This is a genomic window from Alteromonas sp. ABH4_457 (assembly GCF_056160625.1).
The window spans coordinates 338,052-361,077 of sequence record NZ_JBSWXN010000006.1 but is presented as its reverse complement, the minus strand read 5'-3'; the positions used below and the strand labels follow the sequence as shown (position 1 = coordinate 361,077).

At 46.6% G+C, this 23,026-nt stretch carries 20 protein-coding genes; 10 read left to right on the top strand and 10 right to left on the bottom strand.

What is annotated here, in order from left to right; translation table 11 throughout:
* Nucleotides 1-56 precede the first annotated feature (56 nt).
* A complete protein-coding gene (locus tag ACXAGR_RS16935) occupies nucleotides 57-2,546 on the bottom strand; it encodes a prolyl oligopeptidase family serine peptidase (protein WP_474851455.1) in 2,490 nt (829 codons plus the stop codon).
* A 201-nt stretch (nucleotides 2,547-2,747) separates the two neighbouring features.
* On the opposite strand from ACXAGR_RS16935, the gene ACXAGR_RS16930 reads away from it, so the two are divergent.
* A complete protein-coding gene (locus tag ACXAGR_RS16930) occupies nucleotides 2,748-3,287 on the top strand; it encodes a glutathione peroxidase (protein WP_119501474.1) in 540 nt (179 codons plus the stop codon).
* Nucleotides 3,288-3,727: 440 nt separating this feature from the next.
* On the opposite strand, the gene ACXAGR_RS16925 is transcribed toward ACXAGR_RS16930, so the two are convergent.
* Entirely contained in the window at nucleotides 3,728-4,972 is a 1,245-nt protein-coding gene (locus ACXAGR_RS16925) for a cystathionine gamma-synthase family protein (protein ID WP_474851453.1), read from the bottom strand.
* A gap of 103 nt (nucleotides 4,973-5,075) precedes the next feature.
* On the opposite strand from ACXAGR_RS16925, the gene ACXAGR_RS16920 reads away from it, so the two are divergent.
* Nucleotides 5,076-5,249, top strand: a complete 174-nt coding sequence (locus tag ACXAGR_RS16920; protein ID WP_474851451.1) for a hypothetical protein — start codon at nucleotides 5,076-5,078, stop codon at nucleotides 5,247-5,249.
* A 71-nt stretch (nucleotides 5,250-5,320) separates the two neighbouring features.
* Nucleotides 5,321-6,511, top strand: coding sequence for an amino acid aminotransferase (locus tag ACXAGR_RS16915; RefSeq protein ID WP_119501476.1), 1,191 nt, complete (start codon nucleotides 5,321-5,323; stop codon nucleotides 6,509-6,511).
* Nucleotides 6,512-6,560: 49 nt separating this feature from the next.
* Here the strand turns inward: ACXAGR_RS16915 and ACXAGR_RS16910 are convergent, their stop codons facing one another.
* From ACXAGR_RS16910 to ACXAGR_RS16895, 4 genes are all read right to left on the bottom strand, one after another.
* Nucleotides 6,561-7,724 (bottom strand): response regulator, encoded by a 1,164-nt coding sequence (locus tag ACXAGR_RS16910; RefSeq protein WP_474844282.1) that lies wholly within the window; start codon nucleotides 7,722-7,724, stop codon nucleotides 6,561-6,563.
* Nucleotides 7,725-7,905: 181 nt separating this feature from the next.
* Nucleotides 7,906-8,283, bottom strand: coding sequence for a hypothetical protein (locus ACXAGR_RS16905; RefSeq protein ID WP_474851449.1), 378 nt, complete (start codon nucleotides 8,281-8,283; stop codon nucleotides 7,906-7,908).
* Between the two features lie 96 nt (nucleotides 8,284-8,379).
* Nucleotides 8,380-11,535 carry an efflux RND transporter permease subunit gene (locus ACXAGR_RS16900; RefSeq protein WP_474851447.1) on the bottom strand — a complete coding sequence of 1,052 codons (3,156 nt, stop codon included), beginning with the start codon at nucleotides 11,533-11,535 and terminating at the stop codon, nucleotides 8,380-8,382.
* Nucleotides 11,528-12,748, bottom strand: coding sequence for an efflux RND transporter periplasmic adaptor subunit (locus tag ACXAGR_RS16895; protein WP_474851445.1), 1,221 nt, complete (start codon nucleotides 12,746-12,748; stop codon nucleotides 11,528-11,530). Before ACXAGR_RS16895 ends, ACXAGR_RS16900 begins: the two co-directional genes overlap by 8 nt.
* 299 nt (nucleotides 12,749-13,047) lie before the next feature.
* Between ACXAGR_RS16895 and ACXAGR_RS16890 the strand changes: the two genes are divergently transcribed.
* The gene (locus ACXAGR_RS16890) at nucleotides 13,048-13,356 is read left to right on the top strand and encodes an isoamylase early set domain-containing protein (RefSeq protein ID WP_119501481.1); all 309 of its coding nucleotides are present in this window, start codon (nucleotides 13,048-13,050) and stop codon (nucleotides 13,354-13,356) included.
* Nucleotides 13,357-13,400: 44 nt separating this feature from the next.
* Here the strand turns inward: ACXAGR_RS16890 and ACXAGR_RS16885 are convergent, their stop codons facing one another.
* Together ACXAGR_RS16885 and ACXAGR_RS16880 are read right to left on the bottom strand one after the other, a co-directional pair.
* Nucleotides 13,401-14,327: an electron transfer flavoprotein subunit alpha/FixB family protein gene (locus tag ACXAGR_RS16885; protein WP_474851443.1), complete on the bottom strand. Its 927-nt coding sequence runs from the start codon at nucleotides 14,325-14,327 to the stop codon at nucleotides 13,401-13,403.
* A complete protein-coding gene (locus ACXAGR_RS16880) occupies nucleotides 14,324-15,076 on the bottom strand; it encodes an electron transfer flavoprotein subunit beta/FixA family protein (RefSeq protein ID WP_474851441.1) in 753 nt (250 codons plus the stop codon). Before ACXAGR_RS16880 ends, ACXAGR_RS16885 begins: the two co-directional genes overlap by 4 nt.
* A 249-nt stretch (nucleotides 15,077-15,325) precedes the next feature.
* Here ACXAGR_RS16880 and ACXAGR_RS16875 point away from each other — a divergent pair, with 249 nt between their 5' ends.
* From ACXAGR_RS16875 to fldA, 5 genes are all read left to right on the top strand, one after another.
* A complete protein-coding gene (locus ACXAGR_RS16875; RefSeq protein WP_474851439.1) occupies nucleotides 15,326-16,969 on the top strand; it encodes an electron transfer flavoprotein-ubiquinone oxidoreductase in 1,644 nt (547 codons plus the stop codon).
* A 128-nt stretch (nucleotides 16,970-17,097) separates the two neighbouring features.
* Entirely contained in the window at nucleotides 17,098-17,490 is a 393-nt protein-coding gene (locus ACXAGR_RS16870) for an H-NS histone family protein (RefSeq protein WP_303574763.1), read from the top strand.
* Nucleotides 17,491-17,538: 48 nt separating this feature from the next.
* Nucleotides 17,539-18,330: an alpha/beta fold hydrolase gene (locus ACXAGR_RS16865; RefSeq protein ID WP_474851437.1), complete on the top strand. Its 792-nt coding sequence runs from the start codon at nucleotides 17,539-17,541 to the stop codon at nucleotides 18,328-18,330.
* An 86-nt stretch (nucleotides 18,331-18,416) separates the two neighbouring features.
* The gene (locus ACXAGR_RS16860; RefSeq protein WP_119501487.1) at nucleotides 18,417-18,635 is read left to right on the top strand and encodes a DUF2788 domain-containing protein; all 219 of its coding nucleotides are present in this window, start codon (nucleotides 18,417-18,419) and stop codon (nucleotides 18,633-18,635) included.
* A gap of 31 nt (nucleotides 18,636-18,666) precedes the next feature.
* A complete protein-coding gene (gene fldA, locus ACXAGR_RS16855) occupies nucleotides 18,667-19,191 on the top strand; it encodes a flavodoxin FldA (RefSeq protein WP_119501488.1) in 525 nt (174 codons plus the stop codon).
* 38 nt (nucleotides 19,192-19,229) lie between these two features.
* Here the strand turns inward: fldA and ACXAGR_RS16850 are convergent, their stop codons facing one another.
* Nucleotides 19,230-21,236 (bottom strand): HAMP domain-containing methyl-accepting chemotaxis protein, encoded by a 2,007-nt coding sequence (locus ACXAGR_RS16850; RefSeq protein ID WP_474851435.1) that lies wholly within the window; start codon nucleotides 21,234-21,236, stop codon nucleotides 19,230-19,232.
* Nucleotides 21,237-21,679: 443 nt separating this feature from the next.
* On the opposite strand from ACXAGR_RS16850, the gene fur reads away from it, so the two are divergent.
* Nucleotides 21,680-22,108, top strand: coding sequence for a ferric iron uptake transcriptional regulator (fur, locus tag ACXAGR_RS16845; protein WP_119501490.1), 429 nt, complete (start codon nucleotides 21,680-21,682; stop codon nucleotides 22,106-22,108).
* Between the two features lie 48 nt (nucleotides 22,109-22,156).
* Here fur and ACXAGR_RS16840 read toward each other — a convergent pair whose 3' ends face one another.
* A complete protein-coding gene (locus tag ACXAGR_RS16840; protein WP_474844291.1) occupies nucleotides 22,157-23,023 on the bottom strand; it encodes a D-amino acid aminotransferase in 867 nt (288 codons plus the stop codon).
* Between the last annotated feature and the right edge of the window lie 3 nt (nucleotides 23,024-23,026).

Sequence of the window (23,026 nt, the reverse complement as noted above, 5' to 3'; positions counted from 1 at the left end):
TATGCCGTCTCCGGCGGATAAAAAAAGGCAGTGATGGTCAGTCACTGCCTGCTTTATTAAAGGTTTGTATCAAACAATTTGTAGATCCTGCGGTACTCATCCAGCCAGGAACTGGGCTGAACAAATCCGTGAGGTTCAACCGGATATATCGCCGTTTCGAAATCAGTTTTCTCAAGTTCGATGAGGCGCTGAACCAGTCTCACTGAGTCCTGGAAGAACACGTTATCGTCGACCATAGGAGCAATGATAAGTAGTGGTTTTTCCAGCCCTTCTGCGAAGTAAATAGGAGAACTGCGCTCAAATGCGATGGGATCCACATCCGGCGTATTCAGAATATTAGATGTGTAAGGTGCATTGTAATGCGCCCAGTCAGTTACCGGACGTAATGCTGCGCCGGCTGCGAACAGATCCGGTGCGGTAAACATAGACATAAAAGTCAGGAAACCACCGTATGAGCCACCGTAGGTGCCGATTCGCGCCGGATCAATATTCGCATTTTCTGTCAGCCAGTTCACTCCGTCCCGTAAATCTTCAACTTCAGGTGTGCCCATCTGACGGTAAATGGCAGTACGCCAGTCGCGGCCGTAGCCTTTTGATGCGCGGTAATCCATGTCCATCACCACATAACCCTGCTGCACCAGCATACTGTTGAACATGTATTCACGGAAATACCCTGACCAGCCAAGGTGCGCATTCTGCAAATATCCGGCGCCGTGGTTAAAGACCACCGCTTTACGCTTTTCACCCTCGTTGTAGCCTTCAGGTAAATACACACGGGCATAAACAGGCTGACTGGTATGAGATGATGGCATCGCTACCACCTGAGGTACGGCCCAGGGCATTGACAGGAATGCATCGCTGACAGTATCTGTGATCTTCTGTGCTGCGCCACTGTCATCGGCTTTCTTAATGTAAAGCTCAGGCGGACGGTTTACTTTGCTGTGAGTTAACAGCAGTGTGTTGTTGTCAGGACTGAGTACAAAGTCCGTTATGCCGTTCAAATCGGTCATGGCTTCACTGGCACCGGTAGCGGTATTCACCCGGTAAACTTCATAAATGCCGGGGTGCTTTTTATTGGCCTGATAGTAAATGAACTTATCATCGCTGGTGAGTGCCGGCTCTTCCGTGACAAACTGACCACGTGTAAGTTGTTGAGGACTCTCACCGGGTACCTGCAGATAAAGATGGGAGTAACCGTCTTTTTCTGACTGATAGAAAAGTGTTTCACTGTTATTCAGCCAGCCAAATTGGTTATGGCTGTAATTCACCCATGCATCATCGTGTAATCGCTCCTGAGTTTCAAACCGGCCTTTTTCAAAGTCAACAGTTACAATCCAGCGATCTTTGTTGTCCCACGCTTCCAGCATCAGGGCAAGAGCCCCGCCACTTTTGTGCCAGCGAACAGACGGATTGTTCCGGTCCCAGCTGCTGAACAGGGTAATGTCTCTGGGCAGGCGGTTAACCACATACTTGTCGCCGCGGGCAGCAGCATTTTCAGATTTCACGTCTGCAAGTACATCGTCGTTGTAGCCGGGCAAGCTCATGTAGGATAATTTTGATTTCTCACCGGTTTGCAGATTAACCAGCCAGGCATCGTGATTCACCGGCTCTGCATCAGCAACACGGCTTCTCACCCGCATTGGCAAGATCCGCGCATCTTCCTGAATGAAATGCGGCATGATGTCAGAGTCGTCTCTGAACTTCACATCAGCAGTAGTCACGACAAGTGCAAATTTACCATTCGGAGATACCGAAGCGGTGACCAGTCTGTCACCCTTATCGAACCAGACCTTATCCTGAACGTAGGCCGGACTTACCGTTTTCAGTTTTTCATTACGGTCAGCACTTTGCTGGCTCTGTCTGCGTTTTTTGTCGATATATTTGATTAATTTTATCTGTTCACCGGCAATATAGTCTTCCGGTTCGCTTACTGCTTCAGGTTTGTCCCCGAATGCCCAACTGAACAGTTGCTCACGTCTGCCATTATTCACGTCGATAGCAACGATACGGTTACCTGTGGTCACCATCAGCCTGCCGTCGGTCATAAAAGACAATCCGTGTACCGGTGCTCCGCCACGGATGAGTTGTTCAGCCGGCTGACCTTTGTGTTTTATAAAAACACTCTCTCCGGCGAGAAATGCCATTGTCTGGCCATCAACACTTTGTGCTTTTTCGTTGTAGCGGTACAGGTACTGTTCGGATAGCGGGATACGCTCTGCATTGGCAGGCATGTTGACCGGAGCGGCAAATACATCCCGGAGATGACTGTTCTCCCGTTCCTGCTCATACACCAGCATGCTGCCGTCAAGGCTCCAGCCGGGGCGTACCGGAGAACGACCCATCCACTGTGGATCGGCCATAATTTGTTTCAGTGTAATCGTTTCTGATGACACCGGTTGAGTGACTGTTTCCGGTGTTACCACTGCAGGTGGTGCATTGACCGGTACCGGCGTTGAGGAAGTAGCGGGATCAGCAGCTGTAGAGACACAAGCGGAAAGTGACGTGCCTAACGCAGCAGCAATAACGAGGCTTAACATTTTTTTCATTATGGTTCTGTCTTAAGTGTGTTATTTATAAGCATGTTAATTATACGCAACAAGGTAATTCCGACAGCCGTTTTCATCGGGTTAACTTGTCGGATTATCCCAGCCTAACGGTGACTGACCGGTGTCGTCAACCGCGCAACTGTTTCTCTGCGCAGATTACTGTTAAGGTTGAGACAAACTCTTCCACATCTTGAGGCCATTATGAAAAAAACGCTTTTGCTTGCGACACTTACTCTGTTCAGCAGTGCTACTTTCGCTGCTGAAAACTGCCCTTCTGTCCTGAAATTTGTTAAACGTAAACTGAATTCCCAGGAAACAGTGAACCTGTGCGAAGCATACCAGGGAAAGGCTCTGCTGATCGTGAATACAGCAAGCTATTGTGGATTCACGCCGCAATTTGAAGGACTGGAAGCCATGTATGAAGAATACAAAGATCAAAACTTCACCATTCTTGGTTTTCCTGCCCACGACTTTAATCAGGAAGCAAAAGATGAAGGTAAAACGGCGGAATTATGTGAGCTGACCTACGGCGTAAAATTCCCGATGTTTGAACCTACTGTGGTTACCGGTGATGATCAGGACCCTCTGTACCGCATGCTCACCCGCGCCACCGGCGAAGAGCCTTCATGGAACTTCAATAAATACCTGGTAGATAAAGACGGTAACATCGTCAAGCACTACGGAAGCCGCGTTAAGCCCTCAGATGAAGATCTGCGCGCAGATATTAAAGCAGCCATGTAACTGGCTTTTCTGCCACACTCTCAGTTATAAACAGACATAAAAAAGCCCCGCACATGGCGGGGCAATCAAGCACACTCAACTTGGAACACACTTTAGCGGTAACGATTAAGCACAAGTCCTGGCTTAAACCGTTAATTGCTAACTGCATAGATTTAGTCATTACTAACAGTCTTTAGTTCAAATTATTTTTGATAAATTATCTGAATGTTAAAAAAGTGAGAAAAATCTGTAACTTCAGATAGAAAAATAGTGGGAAAAATTTGAGATAAAGGTGAGGAAAATGGAGCAAGTAGCGGAAATTCAAGCATCACCCGGTTCGAAGTTCGCCAAAACACCCTACGAGAAAAGAAAGCCCGCTTACTTGCTGAAAATTATCATAACAGGGTTGTTGCAGAATTGCTTCTAAAATAACCCTGTCTTTACAAAAATTCTAAACGGTGTCAGTTAAACTGTCCGAAAGCCTGGGTAAAATCAGCTACCAGGTCGTCAGTATCTTCAATACCTACTGATAATCTGATCATACCTTCAGAAATTCCCATTTTCTGTCTTTCTTCCAGTCCGTTTTCAAAGAAAATGGTTGAGGCAACAGGAAGCGCCAGGGTGCGGTTGTCACCAAGATGAGTTGCACAAATCACCAGCTCCAGGGCATTTAAAAAGTCCCGCGGACTAATGCGGTCTACCAGGTCAAGACTCAAAATGGCACCATAGCCACCTGACAGCATTTCTCTGGCAGTATAATGCTGAGGGTGCTCAGCAAGACCCGGATAATACACCTTTTCTACCAGCGGATGACTGTCCAGCCAGGTAGCCAGTTTCATCGCATTCTCACAATTACGCTGCATACGAAGGGAAAGGGTTTCAAGACCGGTAGCAATTGCATGGGCAGAACCCGGGGCTAATGTTGCCCCCATGTCACGTAGCCCCTTCTTCTTGACCTGAGTAATTCCCCACTGCCCCTTGTCAGCGACCTGGTAGCCGGGTTTGATATTCGGGTAAGTTGACCAGTCGAACGTACCAAGATCTACCATCACACCACCCAGCACATTGCCGTGACCGGACACGTATTTGGTCAGCGAGGAAATAACAATCGAAGCACCGGCAGCTTTAGCATCGAAAAGCGGCGGCGGTGTCATTGTGTTGTCGATGATAAATAATAATGATTTTTCACGGCAGAACTGGCTGATAGCCTGAACATCTGCGACTTGAGTAGCCGGATTCGCCACGGTTTCAGAAAACACAATGCGGGTATTCGGCTGATAAAGTGCCTGTACATCCTCTATTGATGTCACATCGGCGAAACTGACCTGAATACCCAGATCCGCCAGCGTATCCACGAAGCAACGGGTATTACCGAATAAATACTGACTGACAATAATATGGTCGCCCGCCTTAAGCAGTGATAACAGCGTGCTGCTGATTGCAGCCATACCTGTGGCAAAGCACAAAGCCCCTGCGCCACCTTCAAGTTCGTTAAGGATATTCTGCAACGCGGCAATCGAGCCTGACGAAGAGCGTGAATACACATGACCGGCTTTCTTACCCTGGAAGACATCGATAATACCTTGTGCATCCTCAAAGGCATAAAGCACAGAATTGGTCGTCCCTGTATGCACAGCGCCGTGCTCAGGTTGATTCAAAAGGCGGTCTGCATGTACCTGACGGGTAGTGAATCCCTTGTTATTCACGCTGAAACTCCACGTTTGATAAAAAATGTAGGAAGCAAAATCAGGCCGCACAGAGAGTGCCGGCTGTCTGTAACGCTAAAATAAAGCGGATTTGAGTTTGCCTGTGGAAGCGGATATTACCGCAAACCAGCGTTTACGCCCAGTCCCAATTGCCGGTGAAGTGACAAATCATTCGTTCGGATCCGCTTTAAAACCCCATGATGAACTATGTATTTTACAACCCGCAGCATCCGGCAATGATTTATTCCAATTTAACCTGAAGAAAATTGCATTTTAAGTCTCGTAATTTACGTGAGCAGTGGCATAATGCCGACCTCGCTTAATTATCACGCAACGTGAGGAAAAATCGTGTTTGAAGTATTACCACAACTAGCTCCTGATCCAATTCTGGGATTGTCTGCATCATTTCGGGAAGATACCAATCCGGCTAAAATTGATTTAGGTGTTGGTGTTTATAAAGATGAGCAGGGTAATACGCCGATCATGACGTCGGTGGCTAAAGCTCAGCAAATTTTGCTGGAAAGAGAAACCTCAAAAACTTACATCACCCCGCAGGGTCATCAGGGTTATATTGATGGCATGCTGAAATTATTGCTGGGTGAAAACAGCAAAGTCATGCTGGCTGATCGCGTCGCTGCGGTTCAGGCGCCGGGTGGCTGCGGTGCGCTGCGTATTTTATCTGAATTACTTGCACGTTGCGGCGACAACCTGAAAGTGTGGGTAAGCGACCCTACGTGGGCGAACCACATTCCGTTAATCGGTTCTGCCGGTCTGCAAATCGAAACGTATCCGTACTTCGATAAAGCTGCTGCGGGCATTAATTTCGATGCGATGATGGAAACGCTTAAGCAAACCGGTAAAGGCGACATCGTGTTGCTGCACGGTTGTTGTCACAACCCTACCGGTGCAGATTTAACCAACGCACAGTGGGATGAAGTACTTAAATTGGCTCAGGAAAAAGGTTTCCTGCCATTTATCGATGTGGCTTATCTGGGTTTCGGTGACGGTCTGGAAGAAGATGCTTACGGCATCCGTTTACTGGCTGAAAACCTGCCTGAAGTGATTATTGCGGCTTCCTGTTCAAAGAACTTTGGTCTGTACCGTGAGCGCACCGGTCTGGCTGCAATTGTCACGAATGACAGTGCTACCCGTAAAATTGCCCAGGGGCAGATTCAGTCTGTTGCCCGTGGTATTTACTCTATGCCACCAAGCTGGGGCGGCGCATTAGTTGATATCATTTTGTCTGACACAGCGCTGAAGGACGAATGGACAACTGAAGTGAATGAAATGCGTAACCGCATGTCTGATTTGCGTACAATGTTAGTTAACAAACTGGCAGAGAATGGCGCCCAGAAAGATTTCAGCTTCCTGAACACCCAAAAAGGGATGTTTTCGTTCCTGTGTATTACACCGGAGCAGGTTCGTGAAGTACGTGCAAAACACAGCGTTTACTTCGTGGATTCAAGCCGCGTTAACGTTGCCGGTATTAACCAGCAAAACGTTGATGCGCTGGCTAAGGCCCTGGTTTCGGTGCTTTAACCTTTGTAAGACAAACGATAAAAGGTGGCTGATTGCCACCTTTTTTGTTTCAGAAATATTCCAGCCCTCTCAATTCGTCATCCAGCTCGTCATCCTCTCCGGAGATTTCCCTGACAGATAAATCCACCAGCCGGCTATGCATCCTGGCGGCAATGCCTGCAAGTAACGCATCTGCATTAATCAGTTCCTCGTCATTTAACGTGCTGTCTGTCGCCTGTTGTAACAGCCGGACCAGAGCTTCTTTGTCAGTGTCTTTCAGAGATCCTGTGCTTTTGTCCTCCATGACCACATTACGCACCCTGGATGAGAATTTATGTTTTTGATCCCGGCGGTCAATAAGCACATCGTGAAGCTTGTTCACCAACTTGTTGACATCGTTACCGGCATCATACAAGGCCTGCTCCTGCAATAATGCGACGTAACGCATATTTAGCAGAGGCATAAATTTCGTGCCTAAATCTGTGAGAACTGATTGCAAGGGAATGGTGAGATTATCAGTTTGTTTCACCAGCATAGAGACGTGCTCAGCATTTAACATTAGCCGATGTCCGAAGAAAAAATACTCTCCCTGTTTGCGAAGGGTTGTAAACACTTTAACCGTAGTTTCATCACAGGAGTCTGTTTTACCGTCAAAATAAAGAGGCCTGTTACTGTGCCGGAATTCCAGAACAGCATGGATCCCCTGCTCTCTTAATGCCGTGAGAGTAATACGGGCGATATCGGCAACACTTTTGGCATCATTCAGTTTGCCCAGGGTTTCCAACCCTAAACGGTATATAGCTGCTCTGTTTACTGCCTGTTCAGATACAATCACGGATTGCTTTTTATCGTGTTCGAGTTGCTGCAGCGCTTCAATCTGATCCTGAATGGCCAGTAAAGTTTCATAGAACGGTACGATGGTATAAGGCTTGGTGAAATAATAAGAAATCCCGCCATTGTATGCCTCAACCATGGTTTCTTCTTCATCATGATGACTGACAACAACGATAACCGGTGACGCCGCATAATCCGGCTTATAACTGGCGTGGGTAAGGCAGGATCCCTTCTCTCCCTCAATTTCCCATTCACACACTACCAGCTGATAATATTTGTCTCTCATCATGATGCGGGCATTCTCAAAAGAGTCAGCTACATCGACAAAAAAAGCTTCAGCAAGAGACAACTGATAAATTTCAGCCTGAATATCATCCGGCTCGACGACCAGTAAATTCAAAATTACCTCCAGTGTAAGAATCTTAGCAGTGACTGTCTGACCATTTCGCATTATCCGGCGCAGAAATACACGACGGACAGCACATGACCGGGCAGGTTCACAATTACTAAGTTATAGACACTGTCAGTACATCTTGCACGGATTCCACCTGAATTTATAATTAAAACAGTCTGTTCTTACACTAAGCGGCCATTTTCACCGTCATTTCATATTGACTGCGGTGTGCCTGCTCCACCATTTGTTGAAGCTTTCTTGCTGCATTCACGTGTTTTGTATCGCGCTGAAAATAGACCTGCTCCATAATACGACCTTCTTCGTCTATGAGAAAACAGGCAAGCTTTGCCCCTTTATGGGGTAAATACCACTGGTGAAAACGCAGTGAACGGTTTTGCGGTAATGACAGTATTTTCTGCATCATACAAAAAGGAATGCGCATAGAGGCCAGACGTTCATCAGCAGATGACAGAGTGACCAGCGATTGTGATTTATCAGCGCCATTTCTGGTGCGTATACCAAACGTGCGGATTAAATTATCAACTGTTTTCAGACCTGTATTCATAAGTCCCCCCATATACTGTACGTACAAACAGTACTGTATATTTGCACACTTATCAAGCATATTGGTCAAAAAAGCCCCGCAAGCGGGGCTGCTGAATTAATCAGTGGTAGATTCTGCTTCTCCGTAAATCCGGACTTTCTCATCACGCCGGCTTCTGAACAGTTTGCGTACATCGTGCATCATCAGGTACAGACAAGGCACCAGCAGAAGGGTGATCACCGTGGCGAAAAGAATACCGAAAGCCAGTGATACAGCCATGGGTATCACAATCTGAGCTTGCAAACTCTTTTCTGCTACGATGGGCATCAGCCCCATAAAGGTTGTCAGTGAGGTCAGAATGATGGCTCTGAAGCGTTGGGTACCGGCGAGAATAGCGGCATCAATTAACTTGTGTCCTTCCTGTCTGGCACGGTTAACGAAATCCACCATGATTAAGCTGTCATTTACCACCACCCCGGATAACGCAATGATGCCGCAAATTGACAGCACGCTCACAGCAAGTCCCAGCACAAGATGGCCAAATATTGCCCCGACTACACCAAACGGGATCACAGACATAATGATCAGCGGTTGACTGTATGAGCGAAGCGGAATGGCCAGTAGTGCATAGATGGCAAATAAAGCAAAGAGCAGCCCTTTAACCAGTCCCATCATTGCATCGGCTTCTTCTTTAGAGTTGCCCTGCAGTTTAAAGTGCACCTTCGGATACTGTTTGAGTAATTCAGGCACGATTTTCATGACCACTTCTTTGGTAATTTCACCGGGATCCAACATATCCTTGTCGACTTTAGCGGTTACCGTCACCGAACGGCTGCCGTCTACACGGATAATAGAGTCATAGCCTTTGCCTAATGTGATTTCACCCACTTCTTCAAACGGAATATCATCGCCATTAGGCGCCCGTACCCGCATTTCCTGCAAATGAGAAACCGATGAGCGTTCCTCTTTGGGATATCGCACCATGACTTTGACTTCTTCATCGTCACGCTGCACCCGCTGTACTTCAGCACCATAGAAGCCATACCGTACCTGTTGACCGAGCTGCTGAAGTGAGATCCCCAGCGCCTCTGCCTGCGTGGTCAGAGAAAGCTGAATTTCATCGCTGCCACCGGCAAACGTATCATTGATATCTGTCACCCCGTCAAAAGACGATAATCTGGTCTTTAATGCTTCACTGACAGATTGCAGAGCGGCAATATCTGATGAACTGAATTCAAAACTGAGATCAGCCCCGCTCCCCATTCCCCCCGGCGCGCCGATATTGAAGGATTTTACGCCGGGAATTTCAGGCATTTCATCCCGCCAGCGCTGGTGGATCTCAAAGTCTTTCATTTCACGGCTTTCGCCTTTGGTCATTTCCACGAAGACTTCACCGCCCGTAGTACCGCTGTCAAAAGCAATGGCGTGTTTAATGATTCCGGCACCGGTTTCATCTGTGACATTTTTATCCATGCGGTACATGGCATCCAGCATGGTTGCCAGGGTCTGATCCCGCTGTTGCAGCGAAGAACCCGGCTCAAGTTCGAAAGATGCCATCATGAAGTCACTGGGAATATTCGGAAAGAACACGAAGCGTACTATACCGCCCATAAACAGCCCGATAGTCAGGATCATCATGGCCAGAAATATCGACAAAGTCAGATAACGCAAATGAATGGCTTTGCGTAAAAACGGGGCGTACACCTTATCGATAAAGGTTTTGATACCTTCACTGAAAAAATCCCGGAAGCGCTGGAAACGATTGGCTTTTGCCGGGTCATAGGGCTTTAATTTCATATGAGCCAGGTGGGCAGGCAGAATGAGCTTTGACTCCAGCAGGGAGAAAAGCAGACAGATGATTACAACCCAGCCGATTGTCTTCCAGATCACACCGAAGGGCCCGGAAACCATTAGCATAGGTGTAAAGGCAGCAACGGTAGTCAGCACACCAAAGGTAGCCGGCATTGCCACTTTCTTAACACCAATAATGACATTTTCTGTACTGTGCCCTTTTTTATCGATTTCAGAGTATGCCGACTCGCCCATAATAATGGCGTCATCCACCACGATGCCCAGCACCAGAATAAAGGCAAACAGGCTTAGCATGTTGATAGACACATCAACCGCTTCCATGGGCATTACCAGTAACGTGCCCAGAAAACACACCGGTAACCCCCAGATAACCCAGAAAGCGAGTTTAATTTTCAGGAACAGAGACAGAACAATAAATACCAGTAGTGCACCGAAAAACATGTTTGAAAGCATCATGTTCAGGCGATCGGCCAGGTAAAATGAGCTGTCTCCCCAGGTATCGGCAGTAATATTACCCGGGAAGTCTTCTTTGTTTTTCTCAATGTACTGATTAACCTGATCAGAAATATCCAGTGCATTCTGATCACCCACAGCCCGGACCCGCAAGTTTACAGCAGATTTACCGTCAAACTCTGAAAACTGATTATCTTCAACGAAACCGTCTTTAATGGCCGCCACATCACCCAGCGTAACACGGGTGCCGTTGCTGTCTGTCAGCAGTACAATGCGGGCAAAATCATCTCCCCGGTATGCCTGACCTTTGGTACGTAAAAGAATATCGCCGTTTTCCGTTTTTATCGCACCGCCAGGCAAATCTACACTGGACTGGCGGACAACATTCACCACTTCTGAAAAAGTCAGGTTGTATTTCTGCAGCGCCATTTCAGACAGTTCTATGGCGACTTCATAGTCTCTTGCACCCACAACGGAAACACTGGAAATACCGGGCAGATTGGCAATCTCATCGCGCATGTTTTTGGCGAATTCTTTCAGTTCCCGTTCGGTGGCCTCCCCATAGACGGAGATCCAGATAACATCCTGCTGAATTTTCTGGCGGTAAACCACCGGCTTCTCGGTGTTACCGGGAAATGTCGGAATGGCATCAACCTGCACTTTTACTTCATCAAGTACTTCCTGCACATCGTAGTCTTCATCGACTTCAATACTGACGGTGCCCATGCCTTCTACAGCGGTTGAGGTTATTTGTTTAATACCGTCGAGATCTTTTACCGCCTCTTCAATTTTCAGTATAACGCCCTCTTCCACCTCCTGAGGTGCAGCACCCAGATAAGGCACCCTCACGTTAATAACGTCAATTTCAAAAGCAGGAAATACCTGTTTCTGAATCGAGAATGCAGAGAACAGACCGCCAGCAAGTAAGATTATCATCAGCAGGTTGGCAGCCACACTGTTACGGGCAAACCAGGCAATAATGCCCTTATGAGTATCGATTTTACTCATTGTCTGCTCCCGGGATTTTCAGCTCGTCGCTGTCACTTTCAGTAGCATCTTCCGTTATTAACTCTTCACCGGAAATCCGTACCTTCATTCCTTCATAGGGATTGGGCACGACACTGAAGACTACCTTAGGATTTTCCGGTAAGCCTGAGCGCACATACACCTGCTTTGCGGTAGCCCGCGCCACATCAACCGGGTTAATTTGCAATGTATTGTCTTTTGATACAGTAAGAATGGTGTTATCCAGCCGTAATACACTGCGTGGTAACACATACAGTTCTTCGAGATCCGAGCCGGTGATATCAGCTTCTGCAAACTGACCAAACCGTAAAACGGCTCCGTCCCTTTTGCCATTCAGGTTGTAAGGGTCTTCCACTCTGGCTACGGCATATAATACGCGGCTACCGGCATCCATTACCCCTTCGGTTCTGACCAGCTCAGCATCCCAGTATTGAAGTGTTCCGGCGACTTTAGCTTTCAGCCGTACCGACGTTTTACTTTTCAGATCACCCTTCAGGTCAATATAAGCCAGTTCAGATTCAGTTACGGGCAAGCGGATTTCTGCTGTATCAGTTGAGTAGATCGTGCCTGTTTCACTGCCCGCTGAAACGTACTGCCCGAGATCAATATTCCGGTTTATCACAATACCATTATAAGGGGCTTTGATCTCAGTTCTGGCGAGGTTGCGCTTAGCTCTTTCCAGTTTCGCTTCTGCCGCTTTCACATTGGCCTGCTCACGGGCAAGCTGTGGTTTTCGTAATCCCAGTTCAGGTGGCACGACTGAGTTCACAGAACGCCATTCCTTTTCTGCCACTTTTCCTCTGGCAATTTCTTCCTGTAATGTTGCCTGTGCCTGCGCCAGTTCAGCTTCAGCCAGTTTCACTTCAGTCTGATAGTCCTGCTGCTCCAGTACAGCAAGTACATCACCTTTTCTGAATGTGCCCCCTACTTCAAACTGTTCCGATATAGCCATCACCTGACCATTAACCTGGACACTAATACGGGTTTGATTTTTAGGCACCACATTACCCTGAGAATGCACCACAAAAGCGGTTTGTTGTTTCTCAGCGAGCCTTGCTTCAACCAGAAAATCTTTAGATTCAGGTACTTTTTGTTCAGGCGGTGTTTTTGATGAAATGAGAATGATTGCCAGCACAAGCGCAATGACAATGACGATGACAGGACCGAGTGTTTTGACCCAACCACTTTTAGACATGAATATTCCTTTAAGGCGCAATGTAATAACAGCTGCCGTGGAAAACTGCCCCTGATGGATTAACGGGTACAGGCATTCCGGGCGCCGTTTTAACGGTATTATTATTTTTACATCTTTAGTGTAAACCTGTTGCCTGATGCTGGCTGCTTTTAGATTGTTAAATTTTATTTCTGTTTGTTTATATTTTTACTAAAGCAGCAACAGCTCACTGGCTGATTTTTAACACGAAATCCCTTGAACTGATTGAAAATTAGTCTTAACTTGGTGATGAATCATACGCATTTTGCACGAGGGATCTCATGAGTCTTAAAAAACAGTATTTAAAAACTAAACCTGCCTGTAAGGTCACATTCCGTTTAAATGCCAACGAGGCTGGTGAAGCTGCCACAGCAAAACTGGTGGGCGACTTTAATGCCTGGGATACGGATGTCACACCAATGAAAAAGCTTAAGAATGGTGATTTCACACAAACTGTAACGCTGGATGCTGATGCCGAATACCAGTTCCGTTATTTATTGAATGACGATGTGTGGGAGAATGACTGGGAAGCTGACGGGTATATGCCTTCGCCGGTGAGTCTGGAGGATAACTCGGTTGTAAGGGTATAGAAATTGATAGAAGGCGCTGGTACAGCGCCTTCTTTGCTTTATAGCTACAGGGCCTTTTCAAGTTCCGGCAGGATATCAAATAAGTCACCCACCAGACCATAATCCGCCACCTGAAAAATCGGGGCTTCTTCGTCTTTATTAATCGCGACAATCACTTTTGAATCTTTCATGCCGGCAAGATGCTGAATTGCACCGGAAATCCCTACTGCTATATACAAATCAGGGGCAACAATTTTACCTGTCTGACCTACCTGCATATCATTGGGTACAAATCCGGCATCCACGGCCGCCCTGGAGGCACCAATTGCGGCCCCCAGTTTATCGGCTATGCCCTCAAGCAAACTGAAGTTTTCACCGTTTTGCATGCCACGTCCACCGGAGATCACCACGTTCGCCGCAGTCAGCTCAGGGCGTTCGGACTCAGTGAGCTGTGCACGGGTAAAGGATGATTTTTCCGACGGAAATTCTGCATCGATCTTTTCAACCGTTGCGGTATTGCCATCAGAGACACTGTCAAAGGCGGACGTTCGTACAGTAATAACATGTACTGTCTCTTCAGATTCGACAGTGGCAATAGCATTACCCGCATAGACCGGTCTGATGAAACGGTTATCAGCCTCAATGCCGGTTATGTCAGAGATTTGCGCGACATCCAGTAAGGCCGCCACACGAGGCATAAAATTTTTGCCTGTGGTTGTGGCAGCGGTAAGAATATGAGAATAGTCCGCGGCCAGAGATACCACCAGGGCTGACACACTTTCTGCCATCTGATGTGCATAGTGGGTACTGTCAGCACATTTGACCAGCGACACACCGCTTAACGCTGCGGCCTGCTCTGCTACGGCTTTGCAACCTTCCCCGGCAACCAGTACGTGAATGTCTCCACTCAGTTGTGACGCCGCCTGTACCACTTTCGCCGTCTCCGGTTTCAACTGGTCATTGTCATGTTCTGCGATTACAAGAATACTCATGATATTACTTTCGCCTCGCTTTTCAGTTTTTCGACAAGTTCAGCCACATCTGCCACTTTCACGCCTCCGCTTCGCTGAGCCGGTGCAGTGACTTTGATCACCTTCACTTTTGAGGTCATATCTACGCCGAAATCCGCAGCTGTCTTTACATCAAGAGGCTTACGTTTTGCTTTCATAATGTTAGGCAACGACGCATAGCGGGGTTCATTCAGTCGTAAGTCTGTCGTTACTACAGCTGGTAAGCTTAGTGACACAGTTTGCAGACCGCCGTCTACCTCTCTGGTGACCTCCACCGTGCCGTCTTTCACATCAACGGCTGAAGCAAAGGTACCCTGTGGCATGCCGGTCAATGCTGACAACATTTGTCCGGTTTGATTATTGTCGGAGTCGATACTCTGTTTGCCCAGAATCACAAGCCCGGGTTGCTCCTGCTCAACGACTTTACTCAACAGCTTCGCTACCTGCAAAGAGTCCGGCGAACTATCCGCTTCGATGTGCAAACCACGGTCAGCACCCAGTGCCAGTGCCGTACGGATTTGTTCCTGACACGCTTTATCGCCGACAGACACAACGACGATTTCTGTCGCAATACCTTTTTCTTTCAGGCGGATCGCCTCTTCTACTGCAATTTCACAAAAAGGATTTAACGCCATTTTTGCATTAGTCAGATCCACACCTGACTCATCAGCTTTCACGCGTACCTTTACGTTGTAATCGATAACGCGTTTTACCGGGACAAGTACTTTCATTCTTTACCTCAGTTGGCCGGGAATAAGAGTTTGATTAATTACAGATAACGTCTAAACATTTATTGCCGGTGTTAAAAACAAAAAACCGGAGACGATGCTCCTGTTAAATAAAGCACCAGACTTCTCAGTTTACAAAAATGTTACAATTAACACCTGACTTTATCTTTACGTTAACGTAAACTTACCATGCAATTTACTTACTGTTGACGTAAACGTCAACCTGATTGACAAAACTTACCGGAGGCATTCATGGAACGTGAATCGATGGAATTTGATGTAGTGATTGTCGGTGCAGGCCCTGCCGGGCTGTCAGCGGCATGCAGGCTAATGCAACAGGCTCAGGCCGCTTCCCTCGAGTTGATGGTCTGTGTTGTTGAAAAAGGTTCTGAAGTAGGTGCACATATTTTATCCGGCGCAGTATTCGAAACCACTGCGCTGGATGAGTTGTTTCCGGACTGGAAAAATGAAGGCGCACCGCTGAATACCCCTGTGCTGAGGGACGACATTTATTACCTGACTGACGGTCAGCATGCCCGTAAACTTCCTCAGGCTCTGGTTCCCGATACCATGCACAACGATGGAAATTATATTGTCAGTATGGGCAATGTTTGCCGCTGGCTGGCTGAAAAAGCGGAGAGCCTTGGTGTTGAGATTTTTCCCGGATTTGCAGCCTCTGAAGTTTATTATAACGAAGACGGCTCAGCCGGTGGTGTCATTACCGGCGACATGGGCGTAGCAGAAGACGGCAGCCAGAAAGACGGCTACATGCCGGGCATGATTTTAAAAGCCCGTTACACAATATTCGCCGAAGGTTGTCGCGGACATCTGGGTAAACGACTAATTTCCAAATTTAATCTGGATGAAAATAGCGCTCCTCAACACTATGCCATCGGATTTAAAGAAATCTGGGATATTGACCCTGCCCTGCATGAACCCGGTCTGGTGGTTCACACAGCCGGCTGGCCGCTGACAGATTCAACGGGTGGTGGTTTTCTTTACCATGCAGAAAACAATCAGGTATTTGCCGGTCTTATTGTCGATTTAAATTACGACAACCCGTACTTAAGTCCATTTGATGAATTTCAGCAAATGAAACATCATCCGGTTTTCAGGCAATATCTGGAAAATGGAAAAAGAGTCTCCTACGGTGCCAGAGCAATAGCAAAAGGCGGACTGAATTCATTACCTGACATGACTTTTCCCGGAGGCATTCTCATAGGATGTAATGCGGGTACACTGAATTTCGCTAAAATCAAGGGTAATCACACAGCGATGAAGTCTGGCATTTTAGCGGCAGACAGCATTATTAATGAATTAAAATCAGCAACACCTGATCCTGCATTAACGAATTTTAATCAGGCTTTTAAAACATCCTGGTTATATTCTGAACTGAACAGTAGTAAAAATTTTGGCGCCGCTATTCACCAGTTCGGCACGTTTTGGGGCGGCGTTTACAATACTGTTGACCAAAAAATATTCAAAGGTAAATTACCCTTCTCCATTAAAGACGATCGTAAAGATTATTTACAATTAAAAGATAAGATAGATGCTACTAAAAAGGTGTATCCAAAACCCGATGGTATTTTGAGTTTCGACAAACTCTCTTCTGTCTTTTTGTCGAACACCAATCATGAAGAAAATCAGCCTTGCCACCTGAAGTTAAAAGACCCTGAGATACCACTGAAGGTTAATCTGTCGAAGTACGATGAGCCCGCACAGCGTTACTGTCCGGCCGGTGTATACGAAATTATAGAAGAACACAACACGTTACGATTTCAAATCAATGCGCAAAATTGTATTCACTGTAAAACCTGCGACATTAAAGATCCGTCACAGAATATTCAATGGGTTGTCCCTGAAGGTGCAGGCGGGCCGAATTATCCGAATATGTGATCCAAATCCTGTAAATTAGCTATTTATTACAATTTTAAGAAAAAGCAGTGTTAAGCTGCTTTTTTTTAGATTAAAATTTGACTATCCTTTTTAAATACACAGTTTTTTAACTAACACAAGGTTGATGAATGAACGACTTTTTAGAAATACTGACGCATGGAAGACGTTTGCAAGGTGCCGTAAAGGATTTAAGCACAGCTGAATTAGAATCTGTACAAGAAAAGTTAGCCAACATCATCGAGAAAAGAAAAGAAAAAGATCTCGAAGAAGAAAAGGCTAAACAGGAAAAGCTGCAGAAAATTGCTGATATCCAAAAGCAACTTGAAGAAGCCGGTCTTGATGTCAGTGATCTGGAGTCGACGACTGTTGAAAAGAAATCTACCGGTAAAAAACGTCCGGTAAAATACGAATTGAAAGATGGTGAAGGTAAAGTACACCAGTGGACAGGTATCGGAAGAATGCCACGAGTCTACAAAGATGCGTTAGACAGCGGCAAATCGCTGGAAGATTTCGCAATTTAAAAAATTCCATTCAAAGGCGACATCAGTCGCCTTTTTTTCAGGTCAATCATGCAATCCACGTTACATTATTCTTTTTCAGAAAATACTGATTCTGATTATTTACTTGTTATTATTCACGGTTTATTCGGAACAGCTGACAATTTATCTGTCGTAAAGCGGCATTTCGCGCCCAAAGTGAATGTGCTCAGTGTAGATTTACCGGACCACGGTCAATCACCCCATCTGGAGCATTTTTCCATAGAGGCAGCAGCAGAACAGTTATACGCATTTGTCAAACAGTTTAATAAAGCCCGTACAGGCATACTTGGACATTCGCTGGGTGGAAAGGTAGCTATGCGCCTCGCACTCACCCATCCGCAGTTTCTTGATGATCTCATCGTTGCGGATATTGCACCGGTAAGTTATCCGTCCCGCCATGATGCGATAATCAGTGCATTAAAGTCGGTAGACCTGAATTCCATCAACAGCCGTTCTGATGCGGATAAAAGTTTACAAAGTGGTATTCCGGAAGCCGGAGTACGCCAGTTTCTGTTAAAAAGTTTATATCAGGATACCGGTAAACAATGGCACTGGCGCTTTAATCTGGATGGTCTGGCAAACAGTTACGAAGCGATTAAAGGATGGCAAAGCAGCGATGCTCAATTCTCTGAGCCTGTACTTTTCATCAAAGGTGGTAATTCCGATTACATCACGGCGTCCATGCAGAGCGAAATATTGCAGTATTTTCCTGCTGCCCGCGCCCATGTTATTGAAGGAGCCGGTCACTGGTTACATGCAGAAAAGCCGGACGCCTTCAACCGCGTGGTTGAAAAACACATATTTCGCCCTCATCAGGCATGATATAGCACAAAAAATTACGTGGTTTTCACTGCGAGGCAGCTGATTTCTGTGCTATAGTTTGCGCCGATTTTGGACTAAGTAAAACTATGCTTGCTGAAAATTACGAAACCATTGAATCCATCATGTTTTATCTTGGGCTTACCGGCCTGTTTGTCCTGATGGGCTATGCCGTACATGATGTTCTCAAAAGTAACGATGTACCGCTTATCGGACGGGTAGTTGCCTATGGCGTACTCGGAATGGGAGCGCTGGGTTTTATTGCCAAAGGATTGATAGAACTTATTTGGTTAAGTACCGGCGTGTAATTTCAGAAGATGTATCGAACAGAGGGTTATTATGGCAAGTGTTGGCTTGTTTTTCGGTAGTGACACAGGAAATACCGAACATGTTGCAAAGATGATTCAAAAGGAATTAGGCAAAAACCTGATTGATGTACAGGACATTGCCAAGAGTACCAAAGAACAGATCGCTGAATTTGATCTTCTGATATTCGGGATCCCTACCTGGTACTACGGTGAAGCACAATGTGACTGGGATGACTTCTTCCCTGAACTGGAAGAAATTGATTTCAATGACAAGCTGGTTGCAATTTTCGGTTGCGGCGATCAGGAAGATTACGCTGAATATTTCCTGGATGCCATGGGCATGGTTCGCGATATCGTAGAACCCCGCGGTGCAATTCTTGTCGGTCAATGGTCTACAGACGGCTACGACTTTGAAGCCTCTAAAGGCATGGCTGATGATAACCACTTCGTTGGTCTGGGCATTGACGAAGACCGCCAGCCGGAATTAACCGAAGAGCGTGTACGTGCCTGGTGTAAGCAGTTACACGAAGAATTATGTCTGGCAGAACTTGCCTGATATAGAATTAAAGAAAACGGGCGCTCAGCCCGTTTTTTTTATAATCTGAAGCGCTCAACCACTTTCCGCAATCCTTCCATTTGCTCATCCACCCTGGCACTGGATTCATTTGCCAGACGGGTACTCTCTGCACTTGCATCAGCCAGCGTCACGATTGCGTTAAGATTATCATCAATACCCGCAAGTACTTTATCCTGAGCTTTAGTGTCTTTCACAAAGCCGGCATTAAACGCCTGCAGCTTCACAATGACCTCACTGATCCCATTAACCTGCTCATAGACTTTTTCACTGATAGCAACGCCCTGCTCCGCCTTTTCCATACTCAGGTTGATGGCTTCCACAGCTTGCTGTGCATCTCGTTGCAAACTGCCAATCATCGATTCAATTTCTTCAGTGGAGTTATGCGTGCGGTTAGCCAGCGTTCTGACCTCGTCGGCGACAACGGCAAATCCGCGGCCCTGATCACCGGCACGGGCAGCTTCTATTGCAGCATTGAGCGCCAGCAAGTTTGTTTGTTCCGCGATGGTTTTAATGACGTCAAGGATACTGCCGATGCTGCGGCTGTTCTCATCCAGCCGGTTTATGATGCTGGCGGATGCCGATGCCTGGCCAGATTGTTCTGAAACCTGTTGCCGGTTTTGTGCAACCAGTTCGGATGTTTGCTGCGTCTGACTGGCGACCCGGTTAAGTTCATCCACCGATTGCTGAATCATCGCGAGGTTTTTTTCACTGGTGCTTCTTACACTGGCAGTATCTGAGGAGGTTTTACGGACCCGGTCACGTTGTTGGGCCACCTGCTCCAGACTGCGTTCACCCATTTCCACACTTTCTCTGGCCACATCCAGCAGCGTTCGTTCCTGTTGCTGAATGTTACCGATAAGATCTCTGAGAGCTTCAGTTAAACTGTTTACCTTTACCGACAAATCGGCAAATTCATCATTGCCCTGTGTCTTCAGACGATACGATAAATCCCCTTCACTGATCCGGCCGAGACCACGGGTAATATTTTGCAGCGGCCCGGCAATGCTTTTACGCACAGTGAGAGTGAGTGCAACTGCAGCCACCAGACCAATAAACGACACCACCAGCGTATCAACAAGGCTGTCCTGGACAGTGTCCAGGATCAGGTTTTGCCCTTTCAGGGTTTCTTCAGTGACTTCTTCGTAAAGGTTATTGATTGTCGAGGTAGCCTGCGCCAGCGATGTGTTGGCACGCTGACGGCTTTCTGTGGCATGGGCGATGTGAGATAACTTCTGTTTCTGGCCGGCCATCAGACCGGATTCACCGGTGAGAATAGCCAGCATGGCATCATACTGCTGCTGAAAATTGCTGATGATACCGTCGGTATTCAGGCCACTGGCAGACCGGAACAGATATTCGGTGTCTACCGCCAGATTGCTCAACTGATAGTCCAGGTCATCCAGAATCACCAGTGAATCTTCAGGATCTTCAGACTTAACCAGTTCGGTGATGACCGAACTCAAAGTGAGCAATTTATTGTCAATATTCGCACCGAGGCCGGCCAGCGCATCGATACCGGGCTGTCCGTTATCCAGAAAGCTTAAATCCATCATCAGCGCTCCGGCTTCATCAATATGAGAGATAGCTTCTTCCCGCTGCTTTGCCAGAGACAATTGTATTTGTTTGCTGCTGATAAGCGCTTCGTACACCGTCGCGCTCTCACGAATAAATGTATTACCCGCCTCTACGGCCTGTTTTGATTCTGTGTGATTACCAAAGGTGGTATCGAAAATAGCGAGATCTTCAGAAAAGACTTCACTCAGTGCCTCAAACTCAGCTTTGTTTTTATTCAGTGCTGAAAGCTCATCCATGTAGTAACCGTTTGCCGTTACGGTCGCCAGAGACAATGCATCTGACTTCAGGGACATCATTTTTGTCTGAACCGGCATTTTCTCGGTGGCCACCGTTTCAGCAGAACGGCGGATGTCGCTGAGTCCCAGATAAGCAAGTAAACTGGTGATCAGTAATAAACAGCCGAACAGGGCAAAACCAAGGGTTATTTTTTGTACAACAGTCAGGCGCATCTTCTTATCCCAATCTTCGGTTTTATTTCCGTAACATGGTTATCATTGATTTTAATATAAGTTTTCCGGCCTTGCCGTTTTTTGGCCAGGAAATATGTCTGCGCACAGTGTTCCGTAATTGCCGGCAAGATAAATAATGTTGAAAACATCCCGGAAAAGTCGCTATTTTGCAGCGAAAAAGGCATAGCTTTCATTGAACTTATCGGTAGAAACTTAACAATGCTTTAGTTCGTTGAGAGGGTAAATCCTGAATAACTCTCTGCATACCGCCTGCAGGGTCCGGTTAGCTGCACAAAGTCCTTAAAAAACGTATGGATAAATGACAGGGATCAATGATTTACTCTGCAGATTAATGTTGAAGATATCCGCGCTTTTACTTTTAAAACCTGGCAAAGTACCTATAATGAGCGTTAAATCAGAAGAGCTTCCAGAAGTGATTATTTATGGATCAAAATAAAGAACTAAAAAAAGCGGGTTTAAAAGTTACACTTCCCCGTTTAAAAATTCTGCAGATCCTGCAGGAACCTGCCAACCAGCATATCAGTGCTGAAGATGTGTATAAAATTCTGATCGATCAGGGTGAGGAAATTGGTCTTGCGACGGTATACCGTGTGCTTAACCAGTTCGATGACGCTGGTATTTTGAACCGACACCATTTTGAAGGTGGCAAGTCAGTATTTGAAATCAGTCATAAAGAGCACCACGACCATCTGGTGTGTCTGAAATGTGGCAAAGTCATCGAGTTTGAAGATGACGTGATTGAACAACGTCAAATTGAAATTGCCGAACGCAATAACATCAAACTGACACATCACAGCCTGTATCTTTACGGTGAATGTAAAGACGGTACCTGTGATAAAACCGACGACTGAGTCGCCGGTCGTTAAGATTAAATAAACCTGCACAGCGTGCAGGTTTTTTTATAACGTAAACTTGTGTTTGTTGAAAGCTGTGATGGCTTTAAGCCATACCTCACCGGCCTGCCCGTTCCCCACGGGTTTATCATCCACCGAGATAACAGGGCTGATTTCCTTACTGGAGCTGGTTAGCCACACTTCATCAGCACTGAACAATACTTCTGCTGTAACCGGTACTTCCTGCACCTCAACGCCTTCTGCTGCAAGACTTTCAATGACCAGCTTCCGGGTAATTCCCGGCAAAATTTGATGATCCAGCGGTGGTGTCATGATAACACCCTCTTTCACAACGAATACGTTGCATGAACTGGCCTCAGTCACTTCCCCGTGGCTGTTCAACAAAATGATTTCCTGTTTACCGGCCTGCCGGCCTTGCTGATAATGCATCACATTGCCGAGCAGCGATGTAGATTTGATGTTACAACGCTGCCAGCGCTTATCTTCACCACTGGCGACATCAAAGGTTACCACTGCGGCTTTATCCGGCACCGGCGGCGCGGCGGTAGCAAACGCAAAAGCGAACACAGTGGGAGGAATATTGTCAGGATAACCATGGGCACGTTTCATCTCAGTACCCCGTGATACCTGAATATACACACCCACTGACGCAGAATTCAGAGCTTGTGTATTTTTCGTCACCAGTTCACTTACAAGCTCTGTCCATTGTGCCTTTGTTTTCGGATTTGTAATTGCCAGCTCATCGAGCCCGTTTTGTAACCGGTCGAGGTGGGCGTTCATACCAACAGCTTTACCGTGCAAGGTAGGGATCACCTCGTAAATACCGTCGCCGAACAGAAAACCTCTGTCCATCGGAGAAATACGTGCCTCTTCAAGGGGTAAAAACTGGTCATTTAAAAACGCGATTGTCATCAG